Origin of the sequence: Catenulispora pinistramenti (assembly GCF_018274385.1) — a bacterium.
GTDB lineage: Bacteria > Actinomycetota > Actinomycetes > Streptomycetales > Catenulisporaceae > Catenulispora > Catenulispora pinistramenti.
This window is the reverse complement of the sequence record NZ_JAAFYZ010000123.1, coordinates 1-23,000: the sequence shown is the minus strand read 5'-3', so window position 1 is coordinate 23,000 and position 23,000 is coordinate 1. Positions and strand designations below refer to the sequence as shown.

The 23,000-nt window shown below is 69.4% G+C and carries 21 protein-coding genes and 1 pseudogene; 4 read left to right on the top strand and 18 right to left on the bottom strand.

Features of this window, described 5'->3' with window-relative positions:
• Window positions 1–82: 82 nt before the first annotated feature.
• From KGQ19_RS29515 to KGQ19_RS29435, 17 genes are all read right to left on the bottom strand, one after another.
• Entirely contained in the window at window positions 83–610 is a 528-nt protein-coding gene (locus tag KGQ19_RS29515) for an NUDIX hydrolase (protein ID WP_212014903.1), read from the bottom strand.
• 282 nt (window positions 611–892) lie between these two features.
• Entirely contained in the window at window positions 893–1,216 is a 324-nt protein-coding gene (locus tag KGQ19_RS29510; protein ID WP_012786480.1) for a metal-sulfur cluster assembly factor, read from the bottom strand.
• Window positions 1,213–1,683, bottom strand: a complete 471-nt coding sequence (gene sufU / locus KGQ19_RS29505; RefSeq protein WP_194897645.1) for a Fe-S cluster assembly sulfur transfer protein SufU — start codon at window positions 1,681–1,683, stop codon at window positions 1,213–1,215. The genes KGQ19_RS29510 and sufU overlap by 4 nt, the downstream gene beginning before the upstream one ends.
• A gap of 47 nt (window positions 1,684–1,730) precedes the next feature.
• The gene (locus KGQ19_RS29500; protein WP_212014895.1) at window positions 1,731–2,990 is read right to left on the bottom strand and encodes a cysteine desulfurase; all 1,260 of its coding nucleotides are present in this window, start codon (window positions 2,988–2,990) and stop codon (window positions 1,731–1,733) included.
• A gap of 6 nt (window positions 2,991–2,996) precedes the next feature.
• Entirely contained in the window at window positions 2,997–3,755 is a 759-nt protein-coding gene (gene sufC, locus KGQ19_RS29495) for a Fe-S cluster assembly ATPase SufC (RefSeq protein ID WP_212014894.1), read from the bottom strand.
• Between the two features lie 6 nt (window positions 3,756–3,761).
• Window positions 3,762–4,088: a non-heme iron oxygenase ferredoxin subunit gene (locus tag KGQ19_RS29490; RefSeq protein ID WP_212014886.1), complete on the bottom strand. Its 327-nt coding sequence runs from the start codon at window positions 4,086–4,088 to the stop codon at window positions 3,762–3,764.
• Complete coding sequence (gene sufD, locus KGQ19_RS29485; RefSeq protein ID WP_212014884.1) at window positions 4,085–5,323, bottom strand: Fe-S cluster assembly protein SufD; 1,239 nt, start codon at window positions 5,321–5,323, stop codon at window positions 4,085–4,087. Before sufD ends, KGQ19_RS29490 begins: the two co-directional genes overlap by 4 nt.
• A 64-nt stretch (window positions 5,324–5,387) precedes the next feature.
• Complete coding sequence (sufB, locus tag KGQ19_RS29480; RefSeq protein WP_212014882.1) at window positions 5,388–6,800, bottom strand: Fe-S cluster assembly protein SufB; 1,413 nt, start codon at window positions 6,798–6,800, stop codon at window positions 5,388–5,390.
• The gene (locus tag KGQ19_RS29475; RefSeq protein WP_212014881.1) at window positions 6,797–7,549 is read right to left on the bottom strand and encodes a helix-turn-helix transcriptional regulator; all 753 of its coding nucleotides are present in this window, start codon (window positions 7,547–7,549) and stop codon (window positions 6,797–6,799) included. The genes sufB and KGQ19_RS29475 overlap by 4 nt, the downstream gene beginning before the upstream one ends.
• 131 nt (window positions 7,550–7,680) lie before the next feature.
• Window positions 7,681–8,079 carry a hypothetical protein gene (locus tag KGQ19_RS29470; protein ID WP_212014879.1) on the bottom strand — a complete coding sequence of 133 codons (399 nt, stop codon included), beginning with the start codon at window positions 8,077–8,079 and terminating at the stop codon, window positions 7,681–7,683.
• Between the two features lie 15 nt (window positions 8,080–8,094).
• Window positions 8,095–9,009, bottom strand: a complete 915-nt coding sequence (locus KGQ19_RS29465) for an ROK family protein (RefSeq protein ID WP_212014877.1) — start codon at window positions 9,007–9,009, stop codon at window positions 8,095–8,097.
• 167 nt (window positions 9,010–9,176) lie between these two features.
• Window positions 9,177–10,187, bottom strand: coding sequence for an L-glyceraldehyde 3-phosphate reductase (gene mgrA / locus KGQ19_RS29460; protein ID WP_212014875.1), 1,011 nt, complete (start codon window positions 10,185–10,187; stop codon window positions 9,177–9,179).
• A gap of 5 nt (window positions 10,188–10,192) precedes the next feature.
• Window positions 10,193–13,237, bottom strand: coding sequence for an alpha-mannosidase (locus KGQ19_RS29455; RefSeq protein WP_212014874.1), 3,045 nt, complete (start codon window positions 13,235–13,237; stop codon window positions 10,193–10,195).
• 4 nt (window positions 13,238–13,241) lie between these two features.
• Window positions 13,242–14,576 (bottom strand): glycoside hydrolase 5 family protein, encoded by a 1,335-nt coding sequence (locus KGQ19_RS29450; RefSeq protein WP_212014871.1) that lies wholly within the window; start codon window positions 14,574–14,576, stop codon window positions 13,242–13,244.
• 68 nt (window positions 14,577–14,644) lie between these two features.
• Window positions 14,645–15,577: a carbohydrate ABC transporter permease gene (locus tag KGQ19_RS29445; RefSeq protein WP_212014869.1), complete on the bottom strand. Its 933-nt coding sequence runs from the start codon at window positions 15,575–15,577 to the stop codon at window positions 14,645–14,647.
• Window positions 15,574–16,455 carry a carbohydrate ABC transporter permease gene (locus tag KGQ19_RS29440; protein WP_212014867.1) on the bottom strand — a complete coding sequence of 294 codons (882 nt, stop codon included), beginning with the start codon at window positions 16,453–16,455 and terminating at the stop codon, window positions 15,574–15,576. The genes KGQ19_RS29445 and KGQ19_RS29440 overlap by 4 nt, the downstream gene beginning before the upstream one ends.
• Window positions 16,456–16,497: 42 nt before the next feature.
• The gene (locus KGQ19_RS29435) at window positions 16,498–17,796 is read right to left on the bottom strand and encodes an ABC transporter substrate-binding protein (protein WP_212014865.1); all 1,299 of its coding nucleotides are present in this window, start codon (window positions 17,794–17,796) and stop codon (window positions 16,498–16,500) included.
• A 173-nt stretch (window positions 17,797–17,969) separates the two neighbouring features.
• Here KGQ19_RS29435 and KGQ19_RS29430 point away from each other — a divergent pair, with 173 nt between their 5' ends.
• From KGQ19_RS29430 to KGQ19_RS29415, 4 genes are all read left to right on the top strand, one after another.
• On the top strand, window positions 17,970–19,001 hold the full coding sequence (locus KGQ19_RS29430; protein ID WP_212014864.1) for a LacI family DNA-binding transcriptional regulator: 1,032 nt from the start codon (window positions 17,970–17,972) through the stop codon (window positions 18,999–19,001).
• 172 nt (window positions 19,002–19,173) lie between these two features.
• Window positions 19,174–20,100, top strand: a complete 927-nt coding sequence (locus KGQ19_RS29425; protein WP_212014862.1) for an ABC transporter ATP-binding protein — start codon at window positions 19,174–19,176, stop codon at window positions 20,098–20,100.
• Between the two features lie 89 nt (window positions 20,101–20,189).
• Complete coding sequence (locus KGQ19_RS29420) at window positions 20,190–20,909, top strand: ABC transporter permease (protein WP_194897734.1); 720 nt, start codon at window positions 20,190–20,192, stop codon at window positions 20,907–20,909.
• Between the two features lie 7 nt (window positions 20,910–20,916).
• A complete protein-coding gene (locus KGQ19_RS29415) occupies window positions 20,917–22,047 on the top strand; it encodes a COX15/CtaA family protein (RefSeq protein WP_212014860.1) in 1,131 nt (376 codons plus the stop codon).
• 89 nt (window positions 22,048–22,136) lie between these two features.
• On the opposite strand, the pseudogene KGQ19_RS29410 reads toward KGQ19_RS29415, so the two are convergent.
• Window positions 22,137–23,000: pseudogene (locus KGQ19_RS29410) on the bottom strand (hypothetical protein); the annotation flags it as partial.

Here is a 23,000-nt window from a genome sequence, read left to right as displayed (position 1 = left end):
AACGCACCATTTTACGGGGCTCGCGACACCCCTCCGGAACGCTTTTCGCCAAGCCCGCAGTTCAGATTGCGGGCGGTGTGACTCAGATCGCCTGAAGACCGGCTATCAGGCGCGAGCCCAGACCGCGGTCCACCCGCTTGCTGTCCCGCCAGCACACCGCGAACGAGCGGCCGGCCCGCCACGAGCTCAACGCCGTGCGGGTGTAGCCGACGGTCGCCGAGGGCAGGTCGTCGACCTTGAACCAGCCGAGCTTCTCGCACTTGCCGGGCTCGGCGTTCACCGGACCGCCGGACCAGCGGCTGGCCGCGAAGAACAGCTGCATGCGGGGATCGCCGTCGGCCTCGCGGTGGTGGACGGTCACCGCGTGCTCCAGGTCGGCCGGGTCGATCCGCACGCCCAGTTCCTCGCGCGCCTCGCGGACCAGAGCCTGCACGGCGTCCTCGCCGGCCTCGACGTGACCGGCGGGCACGTGCCACCGTCCGGCGCCCCACACGGGGCCCTTACGCAGACCGAGCAGGACACGCTCGTCGTCGGGCCGCTGCAGGATGAGGTGAACGGCGAGCAGACATGCCTCACGGCCGTTGTCGGTCGCCTTCCGGATCCCGGACACTGGCTCCCCCTTTGTACGCAACTCTTGACCATCTCGTTACTTGTAACAGGTACCAACCTACCCACACGTACCGCCGTCTACGCAAGACTTCGGCGCCTGCGAATGCACATGCATCCGCAGAAGTCGGCGGCCGGGGCGATCTCTGAACCCCTTTACCGGCAAGCAAAACCGCCCGATCCAGGACGGACCGGGCGGTGTATTAGTGACGCCCGCCTCAACGACGGGAAGACGACACTGAGGATGTCCGGCGCGGAAACCAGGCGCCGAAAACCAGAGGCAAAATCAGACGTTGAATCCCAGGGCCCGAAGCTGCTCGCGCCCGTCGTCCGTGATCTTGTCCGGACCCCACGGCGGCATCCACACCCAGTTCACCCGGAAATCGGCGACCAGGCCGTCCAGCGCCATCCGCATCTGGTCCTCGATGACGTCCTGCAGCGGACAGGCCGCCGAGGTGAGCGTCATGTCCACGACGGCGATGTTGGCGTCGTCCACCGTGAGTCCGTAGACCAGGCCGAGATCGACGACGTTGATCCCCAGTTCCGGGTCCACCACGTCGCGCAGCGCCTCGGTGACGTCCTCGACCGGCGCCAGTTCGGTCGTGCTCATGCCTTCACACCACTCTCTGTGTCATCCAATGCCTGCGCGGTCGCGTCCTTCCACGCCATCCACGACAGCAGCGCGCACTTCACGCGCCCCGGGTACTTGGCGACGCCGGCGAACGCCACGGCGTCCTCCAGCACCTCCTCATGCTCCTCGGCGAACTCCGGGCCGTCCAGCTTGGACTGCATCAGCCGCAGGAAGGTCTCCTGCACCTCGCGCGCCTGCTCGACGGACTTGCCGATCAGCAGGTCGGCCATGACCGAGGCCGAGGCCTGGCTGATCGAGCAGCCCTGGGACTCGTAGGAGATGTCGCTGATCACGTCGCCCTTGAGGTCCACGCGCATGGTCACCTCATCGCCGCACGTCGGGTTGACGTGGTGCACCTGCGAGGCGAACGGTTCCCGCAGCCCCTTGTGGTGCGGGTGGCGGTAGTGGTCCAGGATGATCTCCTGGTACATCGATTCCAGCTGCATCTCTGTGCTTACCTCCCGGCCTTCCCTGTGTTCGGCGGCCATGTCTCTCAGACTCCGAAGAACCGCTTCACCTGGTCCAGACCCACGATCAGGGCATCGACCTCGGCCGGCGTGGAGTACAGATAGAACGACGCCCGCGTGGTCGCGGGAATTCCGAACCGCACGCACACCGGCCGCGCGCAGTGGTGCCCGACCCGCACCGCGATGCCGTGCTCGTCCAACACCTGGCCCACGTCGTGCGGGTGGATGTCGCCGAGCACGAACGAGATGGCCGCGCCGCGGTCCTCGTTCGTGGCCGGGCCGATGATCCGCAGCCCCTCGACGTCCTGCAGGCGCCCCAGCGCGTACTCGGTGATCGCGTGCTCGTGCGCGGCCACCTTGTCCATGCCGATGCCGTTGAGGTAGTCCACGGCCGTGCCCAGCGCGATCACCTCGGAGATCGGCGGGGTGCCGGCCTCGTACTTGTGCGGCAGGCCGGCGTAGGTGGACTTCTCCATGGTGACGGTCTGGATCATCTCGCCGCCGCCGAGGAAGGGCGGCAGCTCCTCCAGCAGGTCCCGGCGGCCCCACAGCACGCCGACGCCGGTCGGGCCGAGCATCTTGTGCCCGGTGAAGGCGACGAAGTCGGCGCCGAGCGCCTGCACGTCCAGCGGCAGGTGCGGCGCGGACTGCGAGGCGTCCAGCACCACCAGCGCGCCGACCTCGTGCGCGCGCTTGACGATGGTCTCGACCGGGTTGACCGTGCCCAGGATGTTGGAGACGTGGACCAGCGAGACCACCTTGGTGCGCTCGTTGATCAGCTCGTTCACGTTCGACAGGTCCAGCCGGCCCTCGTCGGTGATGCCGAACCAGCGCAGCTTGGCGCCGATCCGCTCGGCGGTGAGCTGCCACGGCACGATGTTGGAGTGGTGCTCCATCTCCGAGATCACGATCTCGTCGCCGGGCCGGATGCCGTAGGGCGCCTCGGCCCAGCCCAGGACGTTCGCGACCAGGTTCAGCGCCTCGGAGGAGTTCTTGGTGAAGACGACCTCCTCGCGCGCGCCGGCGTTGATGAAGGCCGCCACCTTGTCCCGCGCGCCCTCGTACAGCGCCGTGGCCTCCTCGGCCAGCACGTGGATCCCGCGGTGCACGTTGGCGTTGTGCAGCGAGTAGTACTCCACGATGGAGTCGATCACCTGCTGCGGCGACTGTGAGGTCGCGGCGTTGTCCAGGTAGACCAGCGGCTTGTCGCCGTGCACCGTGCGCTGCAGGATCGGGAAGTCCTTGCGGATCGCGTCCGTGTCAAGGAACTGAGAATTAACGACCATATCGGATCAGGCTCCAGCCTTGGCGTAGCTTTCGTAGCCCTCAGATTCCAGCTTGTCCGCCAGTTCCGGGCCACCCGATTCCACGATGCGGCCGTCGGAGAAGACGTGGACGAAGTCCGGCTTGATGTAGCGCAGGATCCGCGTGTAGTGCGTGATCAGCAGCGTGCCGACCTCGCCGGACTCCCGGACCCGGTTCACGCCCTCCGAGACGGTCTTCAGCGCGTCCACGTCCAGACCGGAGTCGGTCTCGTCCAGAATCGCGATCTTCGGCTTCAGGAGCTCCATCTGCAAGATCTCGTGGCGCTTCTTCTCACCGCCGGAGAAGCCCTCGTTGACGTTGCGCTCGGCCATGGCCTTGTCCATCTGGATGGCTTCCATGGCGCCGTTGACTTCCTTGACCCAGGTGCGCAGCTTCGGGGCCTCGCCGCGGATCGCGGTGGCCGCGGTGCGCAGGAAGTTGGAGACGGTGACGCCGGGGATCTCCACCGGGTACTGCATGGCCAGGAACATGCCGGCCCGGGCCCGCTCGTCCACGGTCATCGCCAGCACGTCCTCGCCGTCCAGGGTGACGGTGCCGGAGGTGATGGTGTACTTCGGGTGCCCGGCGATCGAGTAGGCCAGGGTGGACTTGCCGGAGCCGTTGGGGCCCATGATGGCGTGCGTCTCACCCTCCTTGACGGTGAGGTTCACCCCGCGCAGGATCTCGCGCGGGCCGTTCTCGCCCTCGACCGTGACGTGCAGGTCCTTGATTTCCAGGGTCGCCATGACTCTCTACGCCTCCTTCACGGCGACGTACAGGTCATCGCCTTCGATCTTCACGGGGTACACCGGCACCGGCTCGGTGGCCGGCAGGCTGGAGGGCCGGCCGGTCTTCAGGTCGAACATCGAGCCGTGCAGCCAGCACTCGATCTCGCAGTCCACGACCTCGCCCTCGGACAGGGCGACGTTCGCGTGCGAGCACACGTCGTGGATGGCGTAGAACTCGTCGTCGTGCAGCACCACGGCCACCGGGGTCTCTCCGGCCACGACCGCCTTGGGCTGGTCCGGGGTGACTTCGGAGACGCCGCAGACGCGGACCCAGGTCTGTGTCTCGGTCATACGGCCGCCCCCGCCGTCACCGCGCCCGCGAGCTCTTCCTCGACCTTGGTCATCAGCCGCTCCTGGACATCGGGGATGCCGATGCGGCCGATCACGTCGGCGAAGAAGCCGCGGACCACCAGACGGCGGGCCTCGTCCTCACGGATGCCGCGGGCCTGGAGGTAGAACAGCTGCTCGTCGTCGAAGCGGCCGGTCGCGCTGGCGTGCCCGGCGCCGACGATCTCGCCGGTCTCGATCTCCAGGTTCGGCACCGAGTCGGCGCGCGCCCCGTCGGTCAGGACCAGGTTGCGGTTCAGCTCGTAGGTGTCGGTCTGCTCGGCCTCGGCCCGGATCAGGACGTCGCCGACCCACACGGTGTGCGCGTCCTGGCCCTGGAGCGCGCCCTTGTAGGTCACGCGGGACTTGCAGTGCGTGGCGCTGTGGTCGACCAGCAGCCGGGATTCCAGGTGCTGGCCGGCGTCGGCGAAGTAGACGCCGAGCAGTTCGGCGTCGCCGCCGGGCCCGGTGTACACCACCCGCGGCGTGAGCCGGACCAGGTCGCCGCCGAAGGTGACGTTGATGGACTGGAACCGCGCGTCCCGGCCCAGCTTGGCCTGCTGCTGCGACAGGTGCACGGCGTCGTCGGCCCACTCCTGGAGCGCGATGACGGTCAGGTCGGCGCTGTCGCCGACCAGGAACTGCACGTTCTCCGAGTACGTGGCGCTGCCCTGGTAGTCCAGGACCACCACGGCCTTGGCGAACGGCTTCACGTCCACCAGCACGTTGCCGAAGACGGTGCCTCCGGTGCCGGTCAGGCTCACCCGCACCGGCTCGGCGACCTCGGCCTCGGCCGGGACGGTGATGACGGTGGCCTCGGTGAAGCCGGCCCAGGCCAGCGCCGAGGTGCGGTCCACCGGGATGCCGGCCTTGCCCAGCCGGGCGTCGTCGCGGCCCACCGTCTCCACCACGACCGGCTCCGCAGCGGTGATCTCGACCGCGACCTTGCCGTCGGCGGCCGGGGACTCGTGCAGCCCGCGCAACCGTTTCAGCGGAGTGAAGCGCCAGTCCTCCTCGCGGCCGGTCAGGGCCGGGAAGTCCGCGGGGTCGAAGGAGGCGTGGCGCTCCACGCGCGCGTCGGTCGGCTGGCTCACGGCGCGGCCGGTGCCCGGGCCGGCGAGGCGGTTGCCCGCGCCGGGCTCGTTCACGGTGACGGCTGCGGCGGTCTTGGAGCCCACCTGGTTCTGCGGATCAGACATCGATGTCCCGTACTCGTGGCTAGAGGTTCGTTAGAGGTCTGTTTCGGAAAAGGGTGCGCGGGCGTCAGCCGACCGCGCCCTCCATCTGCAGCTCGATCAGCCGGTTGAGCTCCAGCGCGTACTCCATCGGCAGCTCGCGGGCGATCGGCTCGACGAAGCCGCGGACGATCATCGCCATCGCCTCGTCCTCGGTCATGCCCCGGCTCATCAGGTAGAACAGCTGGTCCTCGCTGACCTTGGAGACGGTCGCCTCGTGGCCCATGGACACGTCGTCCTCGCGGACGTCCACGTACGGGTAGGTGTCCGAGCGGGAGATGGTGTCGACCAGCAGCGCGTCGCACTTCACGGTGGACTTGCTGTGGTGCGCGCCCTCCTGGACCTGGACCAGGCCGCGGTAGGAGGTGCGGCCGCCGCCGCGGGCCACCGACTTGGAGATGATGGTCGAGGAGGTGTGCGGCGCGGCGTGCACCATCTTGGCGCCGGCGTCCTGGTGCTGGCCCTCGCCGGCGAAGGCGACGGACAGCGTCTCGCCCTTGGCGTGCTCGCCGAGCAGCCAGACGGCCGGGTACTTCATCGTCACCTTGGAGCCGATGTTGCCGTCGATCCACTCCATGGTGGCCCCGGCCTGTGCCGCGGCCCGCTTGGTGACCAGGTTGTAGACGTTGTTCGACCAGTTCTGGATGGTGGTGTAGCGCACCCGGGCGTTCTTCTTCACCACGATCTCCACGACCGCCGAGTGCAGCGAGTCCGAGGAGTAGATCGGCGCGGTGCAGCCCTCGACGTAGTGGACGTAGGAGTCCTCGTCGGCGATGATCAGCGTCCGCTCGAACTGGCCCATGTTCTCGGTGTTGATCCGGAAGTAGGCCTGCAGCGGGATCTGGACGTGCACGCCCTTGGGGACGTAGATGAAGGACCCGCCGGACCACACCGCGGTGTTCAGCGCGGAGAACTTGTTGTCACCGGTGGGGATCACGGTCGCGAAGTGCTCCCGGAACAGCTCCGGGTACTCCTTCAGGGCGGTGTCCGTGTCCAGGAAGATGACGCCCTGCTCCTCCAGCTCCTTGTTGATCTGGTGGTAGACGACCTCGGACTCGTACTGCGCCGCCACGCCGGAGATCAGCCGCTGCTTCTCGGCCTCCGGGATGCCCAGCTTGTCGTAGGTGTTCTTGATGTCCGCCGGCAGGTCGTCCCAGGACTCGGCCTGCTTCTCGGTGGAGCGCACGAAGTACTTGATGTTGTCGAAGTCGATCCCGCCGAGGTCCGCGCCCCACACCGGCATCGGCTTCTTCTCGAACAGCCGCAGGCCCCGCAGCCGCATGTCCAGCATCCACTGCGGCTCGTTCTTCTTCGCGGAGATGTCGCGGACGACGTCCTCGTTCAGGCCGCGGCGTGCCGCGGAGCCGGCGACGTCGGAGTCGGCCCAGCCGTACTCGTAGGTGCCAAGGCCCTCGAGCTGCTCGTGTGAGGTGGTGGTCATAGCGCGTTCCCTCCGGAAACCTCGTTGCTCTTGGTGCTCCCGGTGGCTGTAGCGGTCATCGGGATGAAGGTCGTACACACGCCGTCGCCGTGGGCGATGGTCGCCAGTCGTTGGACATGGGTGCCCAGCAGCTCGGCGAAGGCCTCGGTCTCGGCCTCGCACAGCTGCGGGAACTGCTCGGCGACATGGGCCACCGGGCAGTGGTGCTGGCACAGCTGCTCGCCGGCGGCGGGCGCCTTGCCGCTCTCGCGGAGCGTGGCGGCGTATCCGTCGTCGGTCAGCAGCTTGGCCAGCAAGGCCGGCCGCTCCTCGGCGGGCACGGCGTCCATCCGCTCCCGGAACCGGTCCGACAGCTCCGCGACCCGCTTGCGCGCGAACGCCTCGACCGCCTCGGCCCCCACGCTGTCGGCGAGGAACTTCAGCGCGTCGACGGCCAGTTGGTCGTACGCCTGGTAGAAGACACTGCGGCCGCTGTCGGTGAGCGCGAACACCTTCGCCGGACGCCCCCGGCCGCGCTGGCCGTAGGTCCGCTGCTGCCGCGCCTCCACAAGATTCTCGGCGAGCAGCGCATCCAGGTGACGCCGGACGCCGGCCGGCGTCATCTTGAGCCGCTTGCCGAGATCGACGGCGGTCGACGGGCCGTTCGCCAGGATGCTGCGCGCGACCCGATTACGCGTACCGACGTGCACGTCAGAAGCGTCGTCGGCGGGCGACGACGCACTCACGATCGGGTTCGGCACACTTTCCACAACACCAGTGTGCCTTTATTCGTTCCCGCGCACCAAGTAAGGGAGACCTAATAAGTCACGCGGATGTGACCTAATTCACGCGCGGGCGGCGACTCGGAGCGGGGCTCGGACGACGGCGCCTGGAGCCGAGCCTACGCCTGCGGCGCAGGTGGTTCGGCACGGGACCCGATCATCGGGCACAGGCGACCGTCCTGGAACATCCAGACCTGGAAGACGGTGTCATATTCGTCCCGCACGAACACTTGCAACACCTCGGGTGCGCGCCACGGGACGCTCGCGATATGGGCGAGCAGGCCGCCGATGTCCACATGGTTCAGCGTGCCCGCGAAGACCACGCACCCCGGAGCCTTGCCTCCGCCCCACTGCGTGCGCGGGCCAGTGGTCTCAGCGAGATTGCCGACCCACCTCCCCTCGACCGGGCCGCCGACGCCCCGGACCGGTGCCTCCTCGTCGATCCATCGGCTCAGTGCCTCGACAGTGGGCTGATCCGGGAAACCGACGGAGACCATGATGTCGGTGAGGTGACTCATCCCTGCTCCCCAGCCCTAGATCTCCGCGTGCCGCACCAAAGCCGCCGCGCCGATCAGCCCCGCGTCCCCGCCGAGCGCCGCCGGATGCACCGTCACGTCGCGCGTGAACGACAGCCGCGCGTACTCCTTCAAATGCTCGCGCAGCGGCCCGAACAGCACCTCCCCGGACTTCGCCACGCCGCCGCCGATCACCGCCGCCTCCATGTCCACCAGCGCGGCGGTCCCGGCGATGGCCGCCGCGATCGCCTTCGCCGAGCGGTCGTAGGAGGCCAGCGCGATCGGGTCGCCCGCGCGCGCCGACTCGGCCACCTCCGCGGCCGTGGCCTCGGACGCCGGGCCGCCGCCGGGGCGCTGCCAGCCCTCGCGCACCGCGCGGGCGGCGATCGCGGTGCCGCTGGCGATCACCTCGACGCAGCCGCGCGCGCCGCACGGGCACGGCGGGCCGTCGAGCTCCACGCACATGTGGCCGACGTGCCCGGCGTTGCCGCTGGGGCCGGGGCGCAGCTTGCCGCCGAGGATCAGGCCGCCGCCGACGCCGGTGGAGACCACCATGCACAGCACGTTCTCGCGGCCCTTGGCGGCACCGCGCCAGTGCTCGCCGGCGGCCATCGCGACGCCGTCGCCGGCCAGCGTCACCGGCCGCCCGGTGGTGTCGGCGACCCGGGCGGCCAGCGGGAAGTCGCGCCAGGCCGGGATGTTCAGCGGGCTGATGGTGCCCTTGGCGGCGTCGATGGGCCCGGCACTGCCGATGCCCACCGCGCGGGCCTGCTCCCAGCCCGGGTCCGCGGCCAGCCGCGCGAGCAGGTCCTCGACCGCCGACATCGGCTCGACGGCCGGGGTCGGCCGTTCGTGCCGGGTCAGCAGGAGGCCATCGGCATCGACCAACCCCGCCGCGATCTTGGTGCCGCCGATGTCGATGGCCGCGTACACACTTCCTCCGGGTGTTCGGGACGACGCTTGCTCAGGAAAGACGCTTGGTCAAGAAAAAGGTTTTGCTCCCGCCCGACGGGCGAGAACCGCCGAGCCGGGGCTCGGTAGCCCCGGCTCGGCGGCACCATGCTCAGTTCTCGGCTGACTCGGATCCGCCGGGACACCCGCTACCCGAGCGCCAGCTCGTCGATCGTGGCCAGCTCGTCGGCGGTGAACTCCGGCCCGGACACCGCGGCCACGTTCTCCTCCAGCTGCGCCACCGACGACGCGCCGATCAGCGCCGAGGTCATCCGCGGATCGCGGATCACCCACTGCGTCGCCATCTGCGCCAGGCTCTGCCCGCGCTTGCCGGCCAGCTCGTTGAGCCCGCGCAGCTTGGCCAGCACCTCCGGCGTCAGGTTGTCCTTGGACAGGAAGCGGCCGACCGAGGCCCGCGACCCGGCCGGGACGTTCCCGTCCAGGTACCGCGACGTCAGCAGCCCCTGTGCCAGCGGGCTGAACGCGATGCAGCCCATGCCGGTCTCGGCGGTCGCGTCCAGCAGCGAGTCCTCCTCGATCCAGCGGTTCAGGATCGAGTACGACGGCTGGTGGATCAGGGCCCGCACCCCCATCTGCCGCAGCAACGCCGCGGCCTCGCGCGTCTGCTCGGAGTTGTAGGAGGAGATGCCGACGTACAGCGCCTTCCCCTGCCGCACCGCCGAAGCCAGCGCACCCATCGTCTCCTCCAGCGGAGTCTCCGGGTCGAAGCGGTGCGAGTAGAAGATGTCGACGTAGTCCAGGCCCATCCGGCCCAGCGACTGGTCCAGCGAGGCCAGCAGGTACTTGCGCGACCCCCACTCGCCGTACGGCCCCGGCCACATGTCGTACCCGGCCTTGGTGGAGATCACCAGCTCGTCCCGGTACGGCCGGAAGTCCTGCGCGTACAGGTGCCCGAAGTTGACCTCGGCCGAGCCGTAGGGCGGCCCGTAGTTGTTCGCCAGGTCGAAGTGCGTCACCCCGAGGTCGAAGGCCCGCCGCAGCACCGCGCGCTGCTCGTCCAGCGGCTTGCCGTCCCCGAAGTTGTGCCACAGCCCCAGCGACACCGCGGGCAGCTTCAGCCCGCTGGCCCCGCTGCGCCGATAGGGCATCCGGCCGTCATAGCGGTCCGGCTCGGCGGCATAGGTGGGTAGGACGTTCATCTGGTTCAGGCCTCCGAACCGGTGGTGCGGGTGAAACGGAGCGTGACGAGCTGGAACGGCCGCAGTTTCAGGACCAGTCCATCGTTGTCTGTGGCCACGCTCACACCCTCTCGGGTGATCGGCCGCTCTAGCAAATCGCAGATCTCAAACCCCGAGAAACCGAAGCCCGGCGTGATGCGCGCCGCGGCCCGGCCGCCGTGCGACTCGTAGACGCGCAGGACGACATCGCCGCTGCGGTCGTCCGCGAGCTTGATCGCCGAGGCGGTGACGGCGTCGTTGTCGATGGTGAACAAGGGTTCGACATCGCGCTCGCCGTCCACACTGCGATCTGGGAGGTTGACCGCGAAACCCTCCCGCACCGCGTCGCCGATCGTCGCGCCGACGACCAGCGAGTGCCGGAATCGGTGGATACCCTGGTCGGTCTCCGGGTCCGGGAACCGCGGCGCGCGCAGCAGCGAGATGCGCGCGGTCGTGGTGGTGCCGCCGTCCGCGCGGACGGTCCTGGTCACGTCGTGGCCGTAGGTGGAACCGCTCGCCAGCGCCACACCCCAGCCCGGCTCCTCGAAGTGCACGAACCGGTGGTTGCAGGCCTCGAACTTCGCGGCCTCCCAGGAGGTGTTGGTGTTCGTCGGCCGGAAGAGGTGGCCGAACTGGGTCTCCGAGGCGTAGCGGTCGGCGTGGATGTCCAGCGGGAAGGCCAGCTTCAGGAACTTCTCGGTCTCGTGCCAGTCGACCTCGGTGCTGATGTCGAGGCTCTTGAGGCCGGCGCGCAGTGCCAGCCGCTGAGTCACCCGCGAGGCGCCGAAGCTCCGGACCACCCGCACCGCGGCCTGCGCCGGGTCGGACTCCGCGACCTCGACCACCTCGGCCTCGGTCAGGTCGGTGACCGTGTTGCGGTAGAACTCATCGACGTCCCAGGCGTCCCACATGTTGGGGAAGTCCGGATGGATCTGCAGCAGGTTCGCGGGCGAACCGGCGGGCACAGTCTCGCGGCCGTTCTCGATGTCGAACACCGAGACCACCAGACCGCGCCCGTCGATCTCGACCCGGACCAGGCCGTTGTCGAGCACGAAGCCGCCCGCCTCGCGCGGTACGGCCGCCACCGAACCGTCCGGGCCGGCAGCGGCCCGCCCGGCTCCGGCGGGCACTCCCGCGCGGGTGTGCGGCGTCGCGTTGAAAGCGATCGCGCGGTCGCCCTCGCCAGCTGCCGCCCCCAGCGCGCTCCCGATGATCTCGTCGAGTTCCGTCGCCAGCCGCGCGTAGGTGGCTTCCGCCTCGCGGTGCACCCACGCGATAGACGACCCGGGGAGGATGTCGTGGAACTGGTGCAGCAGCACCGTCTTCCAGATCCGGTCCAGCGCCGCGTAGGGATACTCGAACGCGTTCCGCACCGCCGCCGTCGTGGCCCACAGCTCCGCCTCACGCAGCAAGTGCTCGCTGCGCCGGTTCCCCTGCTTCGTCCCGGCCTGGCTGGTCAGCGTGGCCCGGTGCAGCTCCAGGTAGAGCTCTCCCACCCACACCGGCGGGTTCTGGTACTCGGCCTCGGCCTTGGCGAAGAACGCCGCCGGCTTCTCCCAGACGACCTTCGCCGACCCCTCCAAGTCCTTCATCCGCTTGGCCTTGGCGACCATCTCGCGGGTGGTCCCGCCGCCGCCGTCGCCCCAGCCGGTCGGGGCCAGCGACAGCGAGGCGCGGCCCTTGTCCTTGAAGTTGCGGGCGGCGTGCGCGATCTCGCTGCCCTTCATCGAGCAGTTGTAGGTGTCGATCGGCGGGAAGTGGGTGAAGATCCGGGTGCCGTCGATGCCCTCCCACAGGAAGGTGTGGTGCGGGAACTTGTTGACCTGGCTCCAGGAGATCTTCTGGGTCAGCAGCCACTTCGAGCCCGCCGCCTTGATGATCTGCGGCAGGCCGCCGGCGAAGCCGAAGGTGTCCGGCAGCCAGGCCTCGTCGTTCTCGACGCCGAACTCGTCCAGGAAGAAGCGTTTGCCGTGGACGAACTGCCGGGCCATCGCCTCCGAGCCGGGCATGTTCGTGTCCGACTCCACCCACATGCCGCCGGCCGGCACGAAGCGGCCCTCGGCGACCGCCTTCTTGACCTTCTCGTAGACCTCCGGGCGGTGGGTCTTGATGAAGTCGTACTGCGCGGCCTGGGACATCGTGTAGATGAACTCGGGCTCGGAGTCCAGCAGGTTGGTCATGTTCGCGGTGGTGCGGGCGACCTTGCGGACCGTCTCGCGCAGCGGCCACAGCCACGCCGAGTCGATGTGCGCGTGGCCGATCGCGGAGATGGTGTGCGCCGAGGGCACGGCCGGCTTGGCCAGCACGTCGGCCAACTGCTCGCGCGCGGCGGCCGCGGTGGCGTTCACGTTCTGCAAGTCGACGGTGTCCAGCGCCTTCTCCACGGCGCGCACGATGTCGTAGCGCCGCGCCGAGTCCTCGGGCAGCTCGGCCATCAGCTCGCCGAGCACCTCCAGGTCGGCGACCAGGTTCCAGACCGTCTCGTCGAAGACCGCCAGCTCCAGCTTCTCCAGCCGGTACTGCGGCTCGTCGCCGGCCGTCTCCTTGTCCCCGAGCAGCGTCGGCAGGAAGGGGTGGTAGTCCAGGATCACCGGGTTCGACGCGGCCTCGACGTGCAGCAGCACCTCCTCGCCGCCGACGGCCGCCTCGGCCACCCGCACCCACTGGTTGCGCGGGTTCAGGCCCTTCACCGGCGAGCCGTCGGGCCGGTAGACCAGACCCTCGCACTGGAAGCCGGGCATGTTCTTGTCGAACCCGAGGTCGATGATCGCCTCGACGGTCTTGCCCGCCCACTCGGCGGGCACCGTCCCGGAGACCGTCAGCCAGCTCGTCCCCCACGGCGCGCCCCACCGGTCGCCGACCGCGACCGGCTCGCGCGGCGCGGCCAGACCCTCGGCCACCGGGACCGGCTCGCCCGGGGCCACCCAGATCGACCCGGTCAACGGCACCGACGCCGGGTAGACCGCCGGGGTGATGCGCTCCTCCAGGACGCGCTTCAGGCGGTGTTCCACCAAGGACCGGTTATCGTGCATCGCTTTAGCTCCAAACGTCCTCGACGGCCAGCACCTCGGTGATGCCGCGCGCAGTCAAGTGATTCTTATCCCCCGAGAGCGCCGCGAGTACAGCCGTGGGCCGCGCACCTTGTGCCAATAGCCGCATGAAGGCTTCGTAGTACCGCCCGCCCGGAGCGCAGGTGGCCCGGACCGTGACCTCCTCCGGCAGGTCCACGACCAGGCCGACCGTCCGCGGCGCGGGCGGCGTCCAGGTCTCCCGGACCTCGCCGACGATCTTCGCCAGCTCCAGTCCGGCGGGCTTGGGCTCCCGGGAATTGGTGAGCAAACCCAGGCTGTACTCGAGCTCAGGGAAGTCTGCCAGGTCCTTGCTCACGTCGTGCGAGCACCACCACGTGACGCCCCACAGGTCCGGGCAGTCGAGCGCGTTAGCCACGGTCGCCCTGGTGAAGTCGGCAGCCCGGTCGGCCGGTATGTGCGGCTGCGGCGCGCCGACCTCCTGCAGCCAGACCGGCCGGTGCGCCTCAGCGGCCCAGGCCTTGGACAGCTCGATCATGTACTCGGCGTGGTGCGCCACGGCTGCGGAATCCGAGCCGTAGCGCTGCTGCGTGCCGTTGAAGACCCAGGAGTGGATCGCGGTCGCGGCCCCGTACCGGGCGGCGTGCGCCGGGGTGAACGGGTGGTCGTCGAGGTACCAGGCGGCGTCATAAGAGCAGTGCAGGTGCAGCTTGCCCGGGGCGCCCTGCTCGCAGGCGTCGAGCAGCCGGTCCAGCCAGGCCCCGGCCTCGGCCGGGGTGATGCGGTCCGGGTCCGGGTGCGGGTCGCCGGAGAACTGGTTGGTCTCGTTGCCGAGCGTCATCCCGAGGAAGTTCGGCCGGTCGGCCAGCGCCGCGGCCAGCGTGCGCAGGTACTCGGCCTCGCCGGCGACCACATCGGGATCGGTGAACATGTTCCGGCGGTGCCAGGTGCTCACCCAGGCCGGCTGGAAGTCGAAGCTGGACAGGTGACCCTGCAGGCCGTCGACGTTGACGTCCAGGCCGCGTTCGGCGGCGGCGTCGGCGAGCGCCACCAGCTGCTCGACCGCGCGCGGGCGGATCAGGGTGCGGTTGGGCTGGAACAGCGGCCACAGCGGGAAGACCCGGACGTGGTCCAGGCCGAGCGCGGCGATCGAGTCCAGGTCGGCGCGCACCTGGTCCAGGTCGAAGTCGAGCCAGTGGTGGAACCACCCGGCGCTGGGGGTGTAGTTGACGCCGAAACGGGGCGTGCGCTGGGTCTGCCCGGTGGGGGGCTGGGTCTGCTCGGTGGGCTGGGTCTGCTGTGTCGTCGTGGGCTGCGGGGCGGACAGCGGAGCTGCGGTCATGGCCGGGGCGGGCTTCCCTCGTGTGTGTTCGGGTGGAGCTGAGCTGGTACCGGGATGGGTGGGGGGACTCACCCCTTGATCGCGCCCTGGGCGACGCCTCGGAAGAAGTACCGTTGCAAGATCAGGAACAAGGCCAAGATCGGTAGCAGCGCCATCATGGTGCCGGCGGCGATGGTGCGCGGGTCGTGCGACCACTGGCCGTTCAGGTAGGACAGGCCGACGGTGAGGGTGAGCTTGTCCGGGCTCTGCAACACCAGCAGCGGCCACAGGAAGTCGTCCCAGGCGCCGATGAAGGCGAAGATCGAGATCACGCTCAGCACGCCCTTGACCGACGGCAGGCCGACGTAGCGCATCCGCTGCAGGACGTTGGCGCCGTCGATGATCGCGGCCTCCTCGACCTCCCTGGGCAGCGCCATGAACGCGTTGCGCATGAGCAGCACGTTGGTCATCGCGATCATGTCCGGCAGACAGACACCGAGGATCGAGTTGCCCAGGCCCATGCTGGTGATCATCTGGAACTTGGAGATGATCGTCACCTCGGCCGGCAGGATCAGCGTCGCGACGAACACCCCGAGCAGCAGCTTGCGGCCCTTGAACTTCAGCCGGGCCAGCACGTAGCCGGCCAGCGTGGCACCGATGACGTTGCCGGTGACGTTGATGACCGCCACGGTCAGCGAGTTCAGCGCGAAGTGCCACACCGGGATGGTGTTCTGCACCTCGCCGTAGTTGCCGAGCGTCGGGTGGTGCGGCAGCAGCTGGATGTTCTGCGTGTAGACGTCCTCGGCCTTGCTCTTCAGCGAGGTCGACAGCTCCCAGAGCATCGGGCCGATCGAGATCAGCAGCACGATGATCAGCGCCAGATAGCGGAAGAACAAGCCGTGCGGCGTCGGGGCGTCGAAGATGGGCGAGCGCCCCTTGCGGTCCGGATGCCGCACGGCGCCCGTCCCGCGGACCCGGCGCTTGCGGCCCTCGCGGCTGTCCTCGGCGGTGGTCGCGGTCACGACTCCTCCTGGTTGTTCTTGTTCAGGCGGGTCAGGAACAGCAGCGGGATGGCGGTGAGGAAGAACAGGAACACGCTGATCGCGCTGGCGTAGCCGAGCCTGCCGTCAGAACCGGAGGCGGCCTGCTGCACCAGCATCACGATCGACACGTCCTGGCCCCCGACCCCGCCGGTAGCACCGCCGAGGATGTAGAGCTCGCTGAACACGCGCATAGCGTTCACCGCGATCAGCACGGATATCAGGATCATGGTCCCGCGCACCCCGGGCACCGTGATGCTCCAGAACCGCCGCACCGTCCCGGCCCCGTCCACGGCGGCCGCCTCGTGCAGATCCCGCCGCACGCTGCCGAGCGCGGACATATAAAGGAGCATGTAGTAGCCCAGCCCCTTCCAGACCGTCAGCGCGATGGCGCTGAGCAGCAGCAACCACCGGTCGGTCAGGAACGGAACCGTCTTGTGGACGAACCCCATGGTCTGGAGCAAGTTGTTGAACAGGCCACGGTCGTCCAGCATCCACTTCCAGATCAGCGCCACGGTCACGGCCGAGGCGATGACCGGGAAGTAGAACGCCGTCCGGAAGAAGGCGATGCCGCGGATGTTCCGCTGCACCAACAGGGCCAGCAGCAGCGGCAGGAACGTGAGCAGCGGGACGCAGATCACCATGAAGACGATCGTGTTGAGCACCGCGTCCCGGATGTGCGGGTCGTGCCATAAGAGCCAGTAGTTCTTAAAGCCGATGTAGTGCCCACCGGTCAGCTGGTGCACGTTCGTGAACGACAGCGTGATGGTGTTGATCGCCGGCCACACGCTGAACAGCGCGAGCCAGACCAGCGCCGGCAGCATTAAGAGCCACGGCGTGTAGAACCGGTGGGACCTCATCGGCTTCCTCGCAACTTCCTCATCAGGCCTTCAGGACTCGCGTCACTGCGTCAGCAGGCCGTTCGCCTGATTCACGATGTTGTCCAAGGCCTGCTTGGAGGTCTCCTTGCCGGTCATCGCCTTGGCGAATTCCTGGTTCAGGATCGTGTTCATCGCGTCGGTCCAGATCGGCGGCGTGAAGTTCACCGCGGTCTGCATGTCCTGGTACGCGATCACCGACGCGTCGCCCTGCGGCGTGCCGTCGCTCTTGGTGTACTGCGGGTCACTCGCGGAGGCGGCGGAGCCCGGCAGGAAGCCCGGGGCCAGCTTGACGAACGCGGTCTGGTTCGCGTTGTTCGTCACGTACTCGGCGAAGGCCAGGGCCAGCGGGAGGTTCTTGCTCTTGCTGGCGACCGACAGGCCCTGCACGTACAGCGGCGCGGTGTCCAGCGCCGGGGACGGAACCACGTTCGGGGCCAGCGTCGGGTTGTCCTGCTGCAGGCTGGTGATCAGGTTGCCGCCGCCGGTGGTCCAGGCCACCTGCTGCTTGCTGAACAGCGTGGAGTTGCCCTCGTAGCTGTTGTCCAGGACGTTCGAGGGCAGGTAGCCGGCCTTGTAGGCGGCGGTGTACTTGTCCAGCATCGCCGCGGCGGCCGGGGTGTTGAAGGCGAACTTCGTGCCGTCCGCGGTCAGCAGCTTGGTGCCGGTGTTGGCGATGTCCGACAGCCACGGGGCCCGGGACATCAGGTAGTCCTTGCCGTTCGACTTGTCGTGCATGATCTTCGCCTGCGCGACCAGGTCGTCGAAGGTCTTCGGCGGCTTGGTGGCGTCCAGGCCGTCCTTGGCCATCATCGTCTTGTTCCAGTAGCTGACGTCCGTGCCCAGGTACCAGGGGAAGCCGAAGTCCTGCGAGCCGCCGGAGACGTCCTGGTAGTTGTAGGCGGCCAGGCCGCTCTTGACGTAGTCGGTGGCCAGCGTCGGGACGTTCTGCTTCAGGTCCAGCAGGTTGCCGGTCTTGGCCACGGCGTGCGCGATGTCCGGCGGCAGGTTGACCACGTCCGGCAGGCTGCCGGTGGTGACCTGGCTGCTGACCTTGGTCGCGTAGCCGTCGCCGGGCTGGTCGACCCAGTTGACGTCGGTGCCCGGGTGCGCCTGCTTGAACGCCGCGATCAGGGTGTTGAAGTACGGCGTGAACTTGTCGTTCTTCAGCGACCAGGTCTGGAAGGTGATCGAGCCGGACAGCGCGGCGGTCGTGGAGACCGTCTTGTTCGCGTCCGTGGACGAGGACTTGCTTCCGACGCCGCAGCCCGCCAGCAGCGTCGCGGCGACGGCGATAGCGGATACCGCTGTGGTCCTGCGCATGGTCATGACTCCCGACCTTTTCGTGTGAGGGGATCGTGTTGGGGGGTCGTTCAGGAGTGCTCTCTCGTTCACGAGAGTTTTACTAAACCGCTCTAGTGAAACGGGACTATGCTCTGCGTCATCCGAGGTGTCAAGGGGTCCCCAGACCCCCACCGGGGAAGGGATACCGAACCGTGACCAGACCCACCATCGACGACATAGCCCGGCGGGCCGGGGTGTCGAAGAGCGCCGTGTCGTTCGCGCTGAACGGCAGGCCAGGGGTAAGCCCCGCCACCCGCGACCGTATCCTGGCGGTGGCCTCGGAGATGAATTGGCGGCCGCACAAGGCCGCCCGCGCGCTCAGCGGCGCCCGCTCCGACGCGGTCGGCCTGGTCGTCGCGCGCCCGGCGCAGACCATCGGCGCCGAGCCGTTCTTCGGCCTGCTGCTGGCCGGCTTGCAGGCCGGGCTCTCGGCGCGCTCGATCGCCCTGCACCTGATGATCGTCGAGGACACCGCCGCCGAGATCGAGGTCTACCGGCGCTGGACCTCCGAGCGGCACGTGGACGGCTTCGTCCTGGTGGACCTGCAACACCGGGACAAGCGGGTGCCGGTCCTGGAGGAACTGGGCGTCCCGGCGGTGGTGATCGGCGGCCCCGGCGGCCACGGCACCCTGCCCAGCCTGTGGGCCGACGACCGCGAGGCGATGCTGTCCCTGGTCGACTACCTCGCCGCCCTGGGCCACCGCCGGATCGCGCACGTCGCCGGCGACGAGGCCTTCCACCACACCCGCCGCCGGATCCGGGCCCTGAAGGACGCCTCCCGCCGCCTGCACCTGGTGGACGCGGTCTCGGTCCCCACCGACTTCAGCGACGCCCAGGGCGCCTCGGCCACCCGCGCGCTGCTGAGCAGCCCGAACCGGCCCAGCGCGTTGATCTTCGACTCGGACGTGATGGCGGTGGCCGGGCTCGCGGTGGCCGCCGAGATGGGCGTCGCGGTACCGGCCGGGCTGTCGGTGGTCTCCTTCGAGGACTCGCTGCTGACCCGGATCGTGCACCCGGCGATCACCGCCCTGGGCCGCGACACCTTCGCACTCGGCGGCCAGGTCGCGGCCATGCTGCTGGCGGCGATCGACGAGCCGGGGTCGGTGCGCGACGTGCAGGGCGCCACGCCCCGGCTGACGGTCCGGGAGAGCACCCGAGCCCCTTACACCGAACAGGAGGCATGAACCGGTTCAGCGATCAAGTGAACCGGTTCAGTAATGGCTTCGATATCAGCTCCGCTCACGCGGCCGGGGGCAGCCGGTCACCCGCGGCCCGACCGGGCCGGCGGAGGTGTGGCGCACATAACAGCCTTACCCGGCGCCGAGCACCACAGAGTGTCTTCGTAGAATCTCCGCTATGGGACAACCAGCCGTAGAAGTGACCGGCCTGGTCAAGAGGTACGGCGCCAAGACCGCGGTGGACGGCCTGGACCTGCGCGTGCAGACCGGGACCATCACCGCCGTGCTCGGCCCGAACGGGGCCGGGAAGACTTCGACCATCGAGTGCTGTGAGGGCTACCGCCGGCCCGACGGCGGCACCGTCCGCGTCCTCGGCCTGGACCCGGTCACGCAGGGTGAGCAGCTGCGGCCGCGGATCGGCGTGATGCTCCAGTCCGGCGGCATCTACCCCAGCGTGCGGGCGGTGGAGATGCTCAAGCACACCGCCAAGCTCTACGCGAACCCGCTGGACACCGACGCCCTGATCGAGCGGCTGGGCCTGGGCTCGGCCGGCCGGACCACCTTCCGGCGGCTGTCCGGCGGGCAGCAGCAGCGGCTCTCGCTGGCGCTGGCCGTGGTCGGGCGGCCGGAGCTGGTGTTCCTGGACGAGCCCACCGCCGGGCTGGACGTGCAGGCCCGGCACGCCACCTGGGAGCTGATCGAGCAGCTGCGGCGGGACGGGGTCACCGTGGTGCTCACCACCCACTTGCTGGACGAGGCCGAGCGGCTGGCCGACACGGTGGCGATCGTGGACGCCGGCAAGGTGATCGCGCACGACACCCCGGACGCGCTGAGCACGGCCAACGGCGCCGGGGACACCGAGATCCGGTTCACCGCTCCGGCCGGCCTGGACCTGGCCGGCCTGCTCGCGGAGCTGCCGGCGGGCCTGACCGCGGCCGAGCAGCCGCCGGGCGCCTACACTGTGGGCGGCGACGTCACCCCCGACGTGCTGGCGAAGGTGACCTCATGGTGCGCGGCCAAGGACGTGATGCCGCAAGGCCTGAGCGTGGGCCGGCGCACCCTCGAAGACGTCTTCCTCGATCTGACCGGACGGGAGCTCCGTTGACCACCACCGCTCCCCCGGACGACAGCCGCGTCGCCGTGGGTACCGCCCTGGACTTCACCCCGAAACCCGGCGCCGCCCCGGCCACCCGGATGATCCTCGCCCAGGCCGGGCACGAGGTCCGGCTGATGCTCCGCAACCCCGAGCAGCTGCTGCTGACCATAGTGATCCCGGCCCTGATGATGGTCCTGTTCTCCGGGGAGTCGCTGGTCGCGACCTCCGGCCCGGGCAAGCGCATCGACTTCTACGCCCCGGGCCTGTTCGGCGCCGCGGTGCTGTCCACGGCGTTCACCGGCCTGGCCATCGCCACCGGCTTCGAGCGCCGCTACGGCGTGCTCAAGCGGATGGGCGCCACCCCGCTGCCGCGCTGGGGGCTGATCGTCGCCAAGGCGCTGTGCGTGCTGTGCGTCGAGGTGATCCAGATCGCCCTGCTGTCGGCGATCGCCCTGGCCATGGGCTGGAAGCCGCACGGCGACCCGCTGGCGGTGATCGTGCTGGTGGTGCTGGCCACCGGCACCTTCGCCGGCCTGGCCATGCTGATGGCCGGCACGCTGCGCGCCGAGGCCACCTTGGGCCTGGCGAACTTCGTGTTCCTGCTGCTGCTGGCCGGCGGCGGGGTGATCATCCCGCTGTCCAAGTTCCCCTCGGGCGTGCGCCACGTGCTCGACGCCCTGCCGATCAGCGCCCTCACCAACGGCCTGCGCGACGTGCTCCAGCACGGCGCCACGCTGCCCTGGGCCAACGTCGGCATCCTCGCCGCCTGGGCCGTGGCCGCGATCGCGGTGGCCGCCCGGACCTTCAAGTGGGAGTAGCAGGACGATGACGCAGACCGCCGGGGACGCCCCGGCTGGCGGCACGACCAAGGTGCCCGCGCAGGCCGGGAGCACGGCTGGCGCCCCGGGTGCGGTGCCGGGCGCTGACTCGGCCGCCGCCTCGACTGCCACCCCGACTGCTGCCTCGGCTGCCGAGCCCGCGGCCGGCGCCTCACCCGCCTCGGGTCCGCTGGCCCGCCTCCTCGCCTGGCGCACTCCCCCGGCCGTCCTGACCTGGACCTGCTTCGCCGCGTTCGTCGCCAACATCGGCATCATCGTCACCGGCGGCGCGGTCCGCCTCACCGACTCCGGCCTGGGCTGCCCGACCTGGCCCACCTGCACCGACGGCAGCCTGGTCCCGACCAGCCGGCTCGGCGCCTACGGGGTCGTGGAGTTCACCAACCGCATGCTCACCTTCGCCGTCTCGGTGGCGGTCGGCGCGGCGATCATCGCGTGCATGCGCTGGCATCCGCGCCGCGCGGTGCTGAACAAGCTGTCCTGGACGCTCTTCGTCGGCGTCGTCGTCCAGGCGGTGATCGGCGGCATCTCGGTCCGCACCCACCTGGCGCCGATCTGGGTCTCGGTGCACATGCTGGTCTCCCTGGGCATGGTCGCGCTGTCCTACGTCCTGTGGGTCCGCAGCCGCGAGCCCAACGACGACGACCCCACCGCGACCGTCCAGCCGATCCTGCGCCGGCTCGGCTACCTCCTCACCGCCGGCGTCGGCGCCCTGCTGATCGCCGGCACGATCGTCACCGGCAGCGGCCCGCACTCCGGCGCCAAGGCCGGCGACCCGGGCCACAAGCGCTTCCCGCTCAGCCCGGCCAACGCCACCCAGCTGCACGCCGACCTGGTCTTCCTGGTCGTCGGCCTGACGGTGGCGCTGTGGTTCGGGCTCAAGGCCACCGGCGCGGGCCCCCGCGTCCTGACCACCGTCCGCGACCTGTTCCTGCTGCTGATGGCCCAGGGCGTCATCGGCTACGTGCAGTACTTCACCCACCTGCCAGTGCTGCTGGTCGGCATCCACATGTTCGGCGCGGCGATCGTCTGGGCCGCGACCTGGCGGGTCCTGCTGGCGATGCGGGAGCGCAAGGCCGGAACCGCCGCCGAATCCCAGGGCCGGCCCGTTCCCGCCTGACCGACCCCATAACCTGATACGGCAGTGTCCCCGGCCCGATGCTCGCGGGCCGGGGACACTGCCATGTCGGCGGTCAGTCGTATCAGCGGTCAGTGCGGCGTCTGGTCGTCATAGGGCACGAGATCCTGCTTCGCCTGCTGCGCGAGCTGCGCGGGAACCGTCAGTCCCCACTGCGGGCTCATCGCGATCCCGGCGAGCTGGTCCAGCGACAGCAGCGGGGCCTGGCGTACCGGATCGACGTGCCAGCCCTTGGTCTGCGGCGGGTTCGGCGGGATGTGGAAGTTGCTCGCGCTCATGATGAGCACAGTGCCGTTCTGGAACACCCGGATCACCCTGTCGTCGTAAGAGCCCTTCCCAGCGAAACCGGCACCGTCCGGGTTGTACTCGTCCATACGGTATGACAGCACGACGCTTCCATCCGGTTCGGCAACCGCCCGGCAGTCGCTGATCGAGATGGCCGCCATCTCCTTCGCGGAGACACAGTCAGTGATTTTCAGGGCCCTCGCGACGTTCTGTGTCAGCGTCACAGCTACGTCGGTCAGCTTCCCGGTTCCGTCGTCGACGGTCATGGTCGAGCCGACAGCCACCCCCGGGTTCGCGGGGTCGTAGTGGTCCTGGCCTGTGTAGTTGGCGGTGACCAGCCCCGAGGGCAGCAGCGACTTGAAGATCTCGGCACCGGAGCGACCGTCCATGAGCACTTGGCCGGGCCCGGGCCGCGGCGCCGGATTCTGGGGGATCGCCGTACCGGCCGGATCGTAGAACTGCGCCAACGGGGTGGGCGTCGTCGTGTTCGGCGGCGGCGTGGTCTGCGCGGACTTCGCACTCGACGAAGGCGCGACCGGCGTCCGCGCCGTCGAGTGGTCCGTGGTCGGCTTCGCGGACGGGGACGCGGACGCCGGCCCCGCCTTCGTCAGGTCCGTCGCCGAGACGGCGCGCCCCGGCCCTCCCGACCC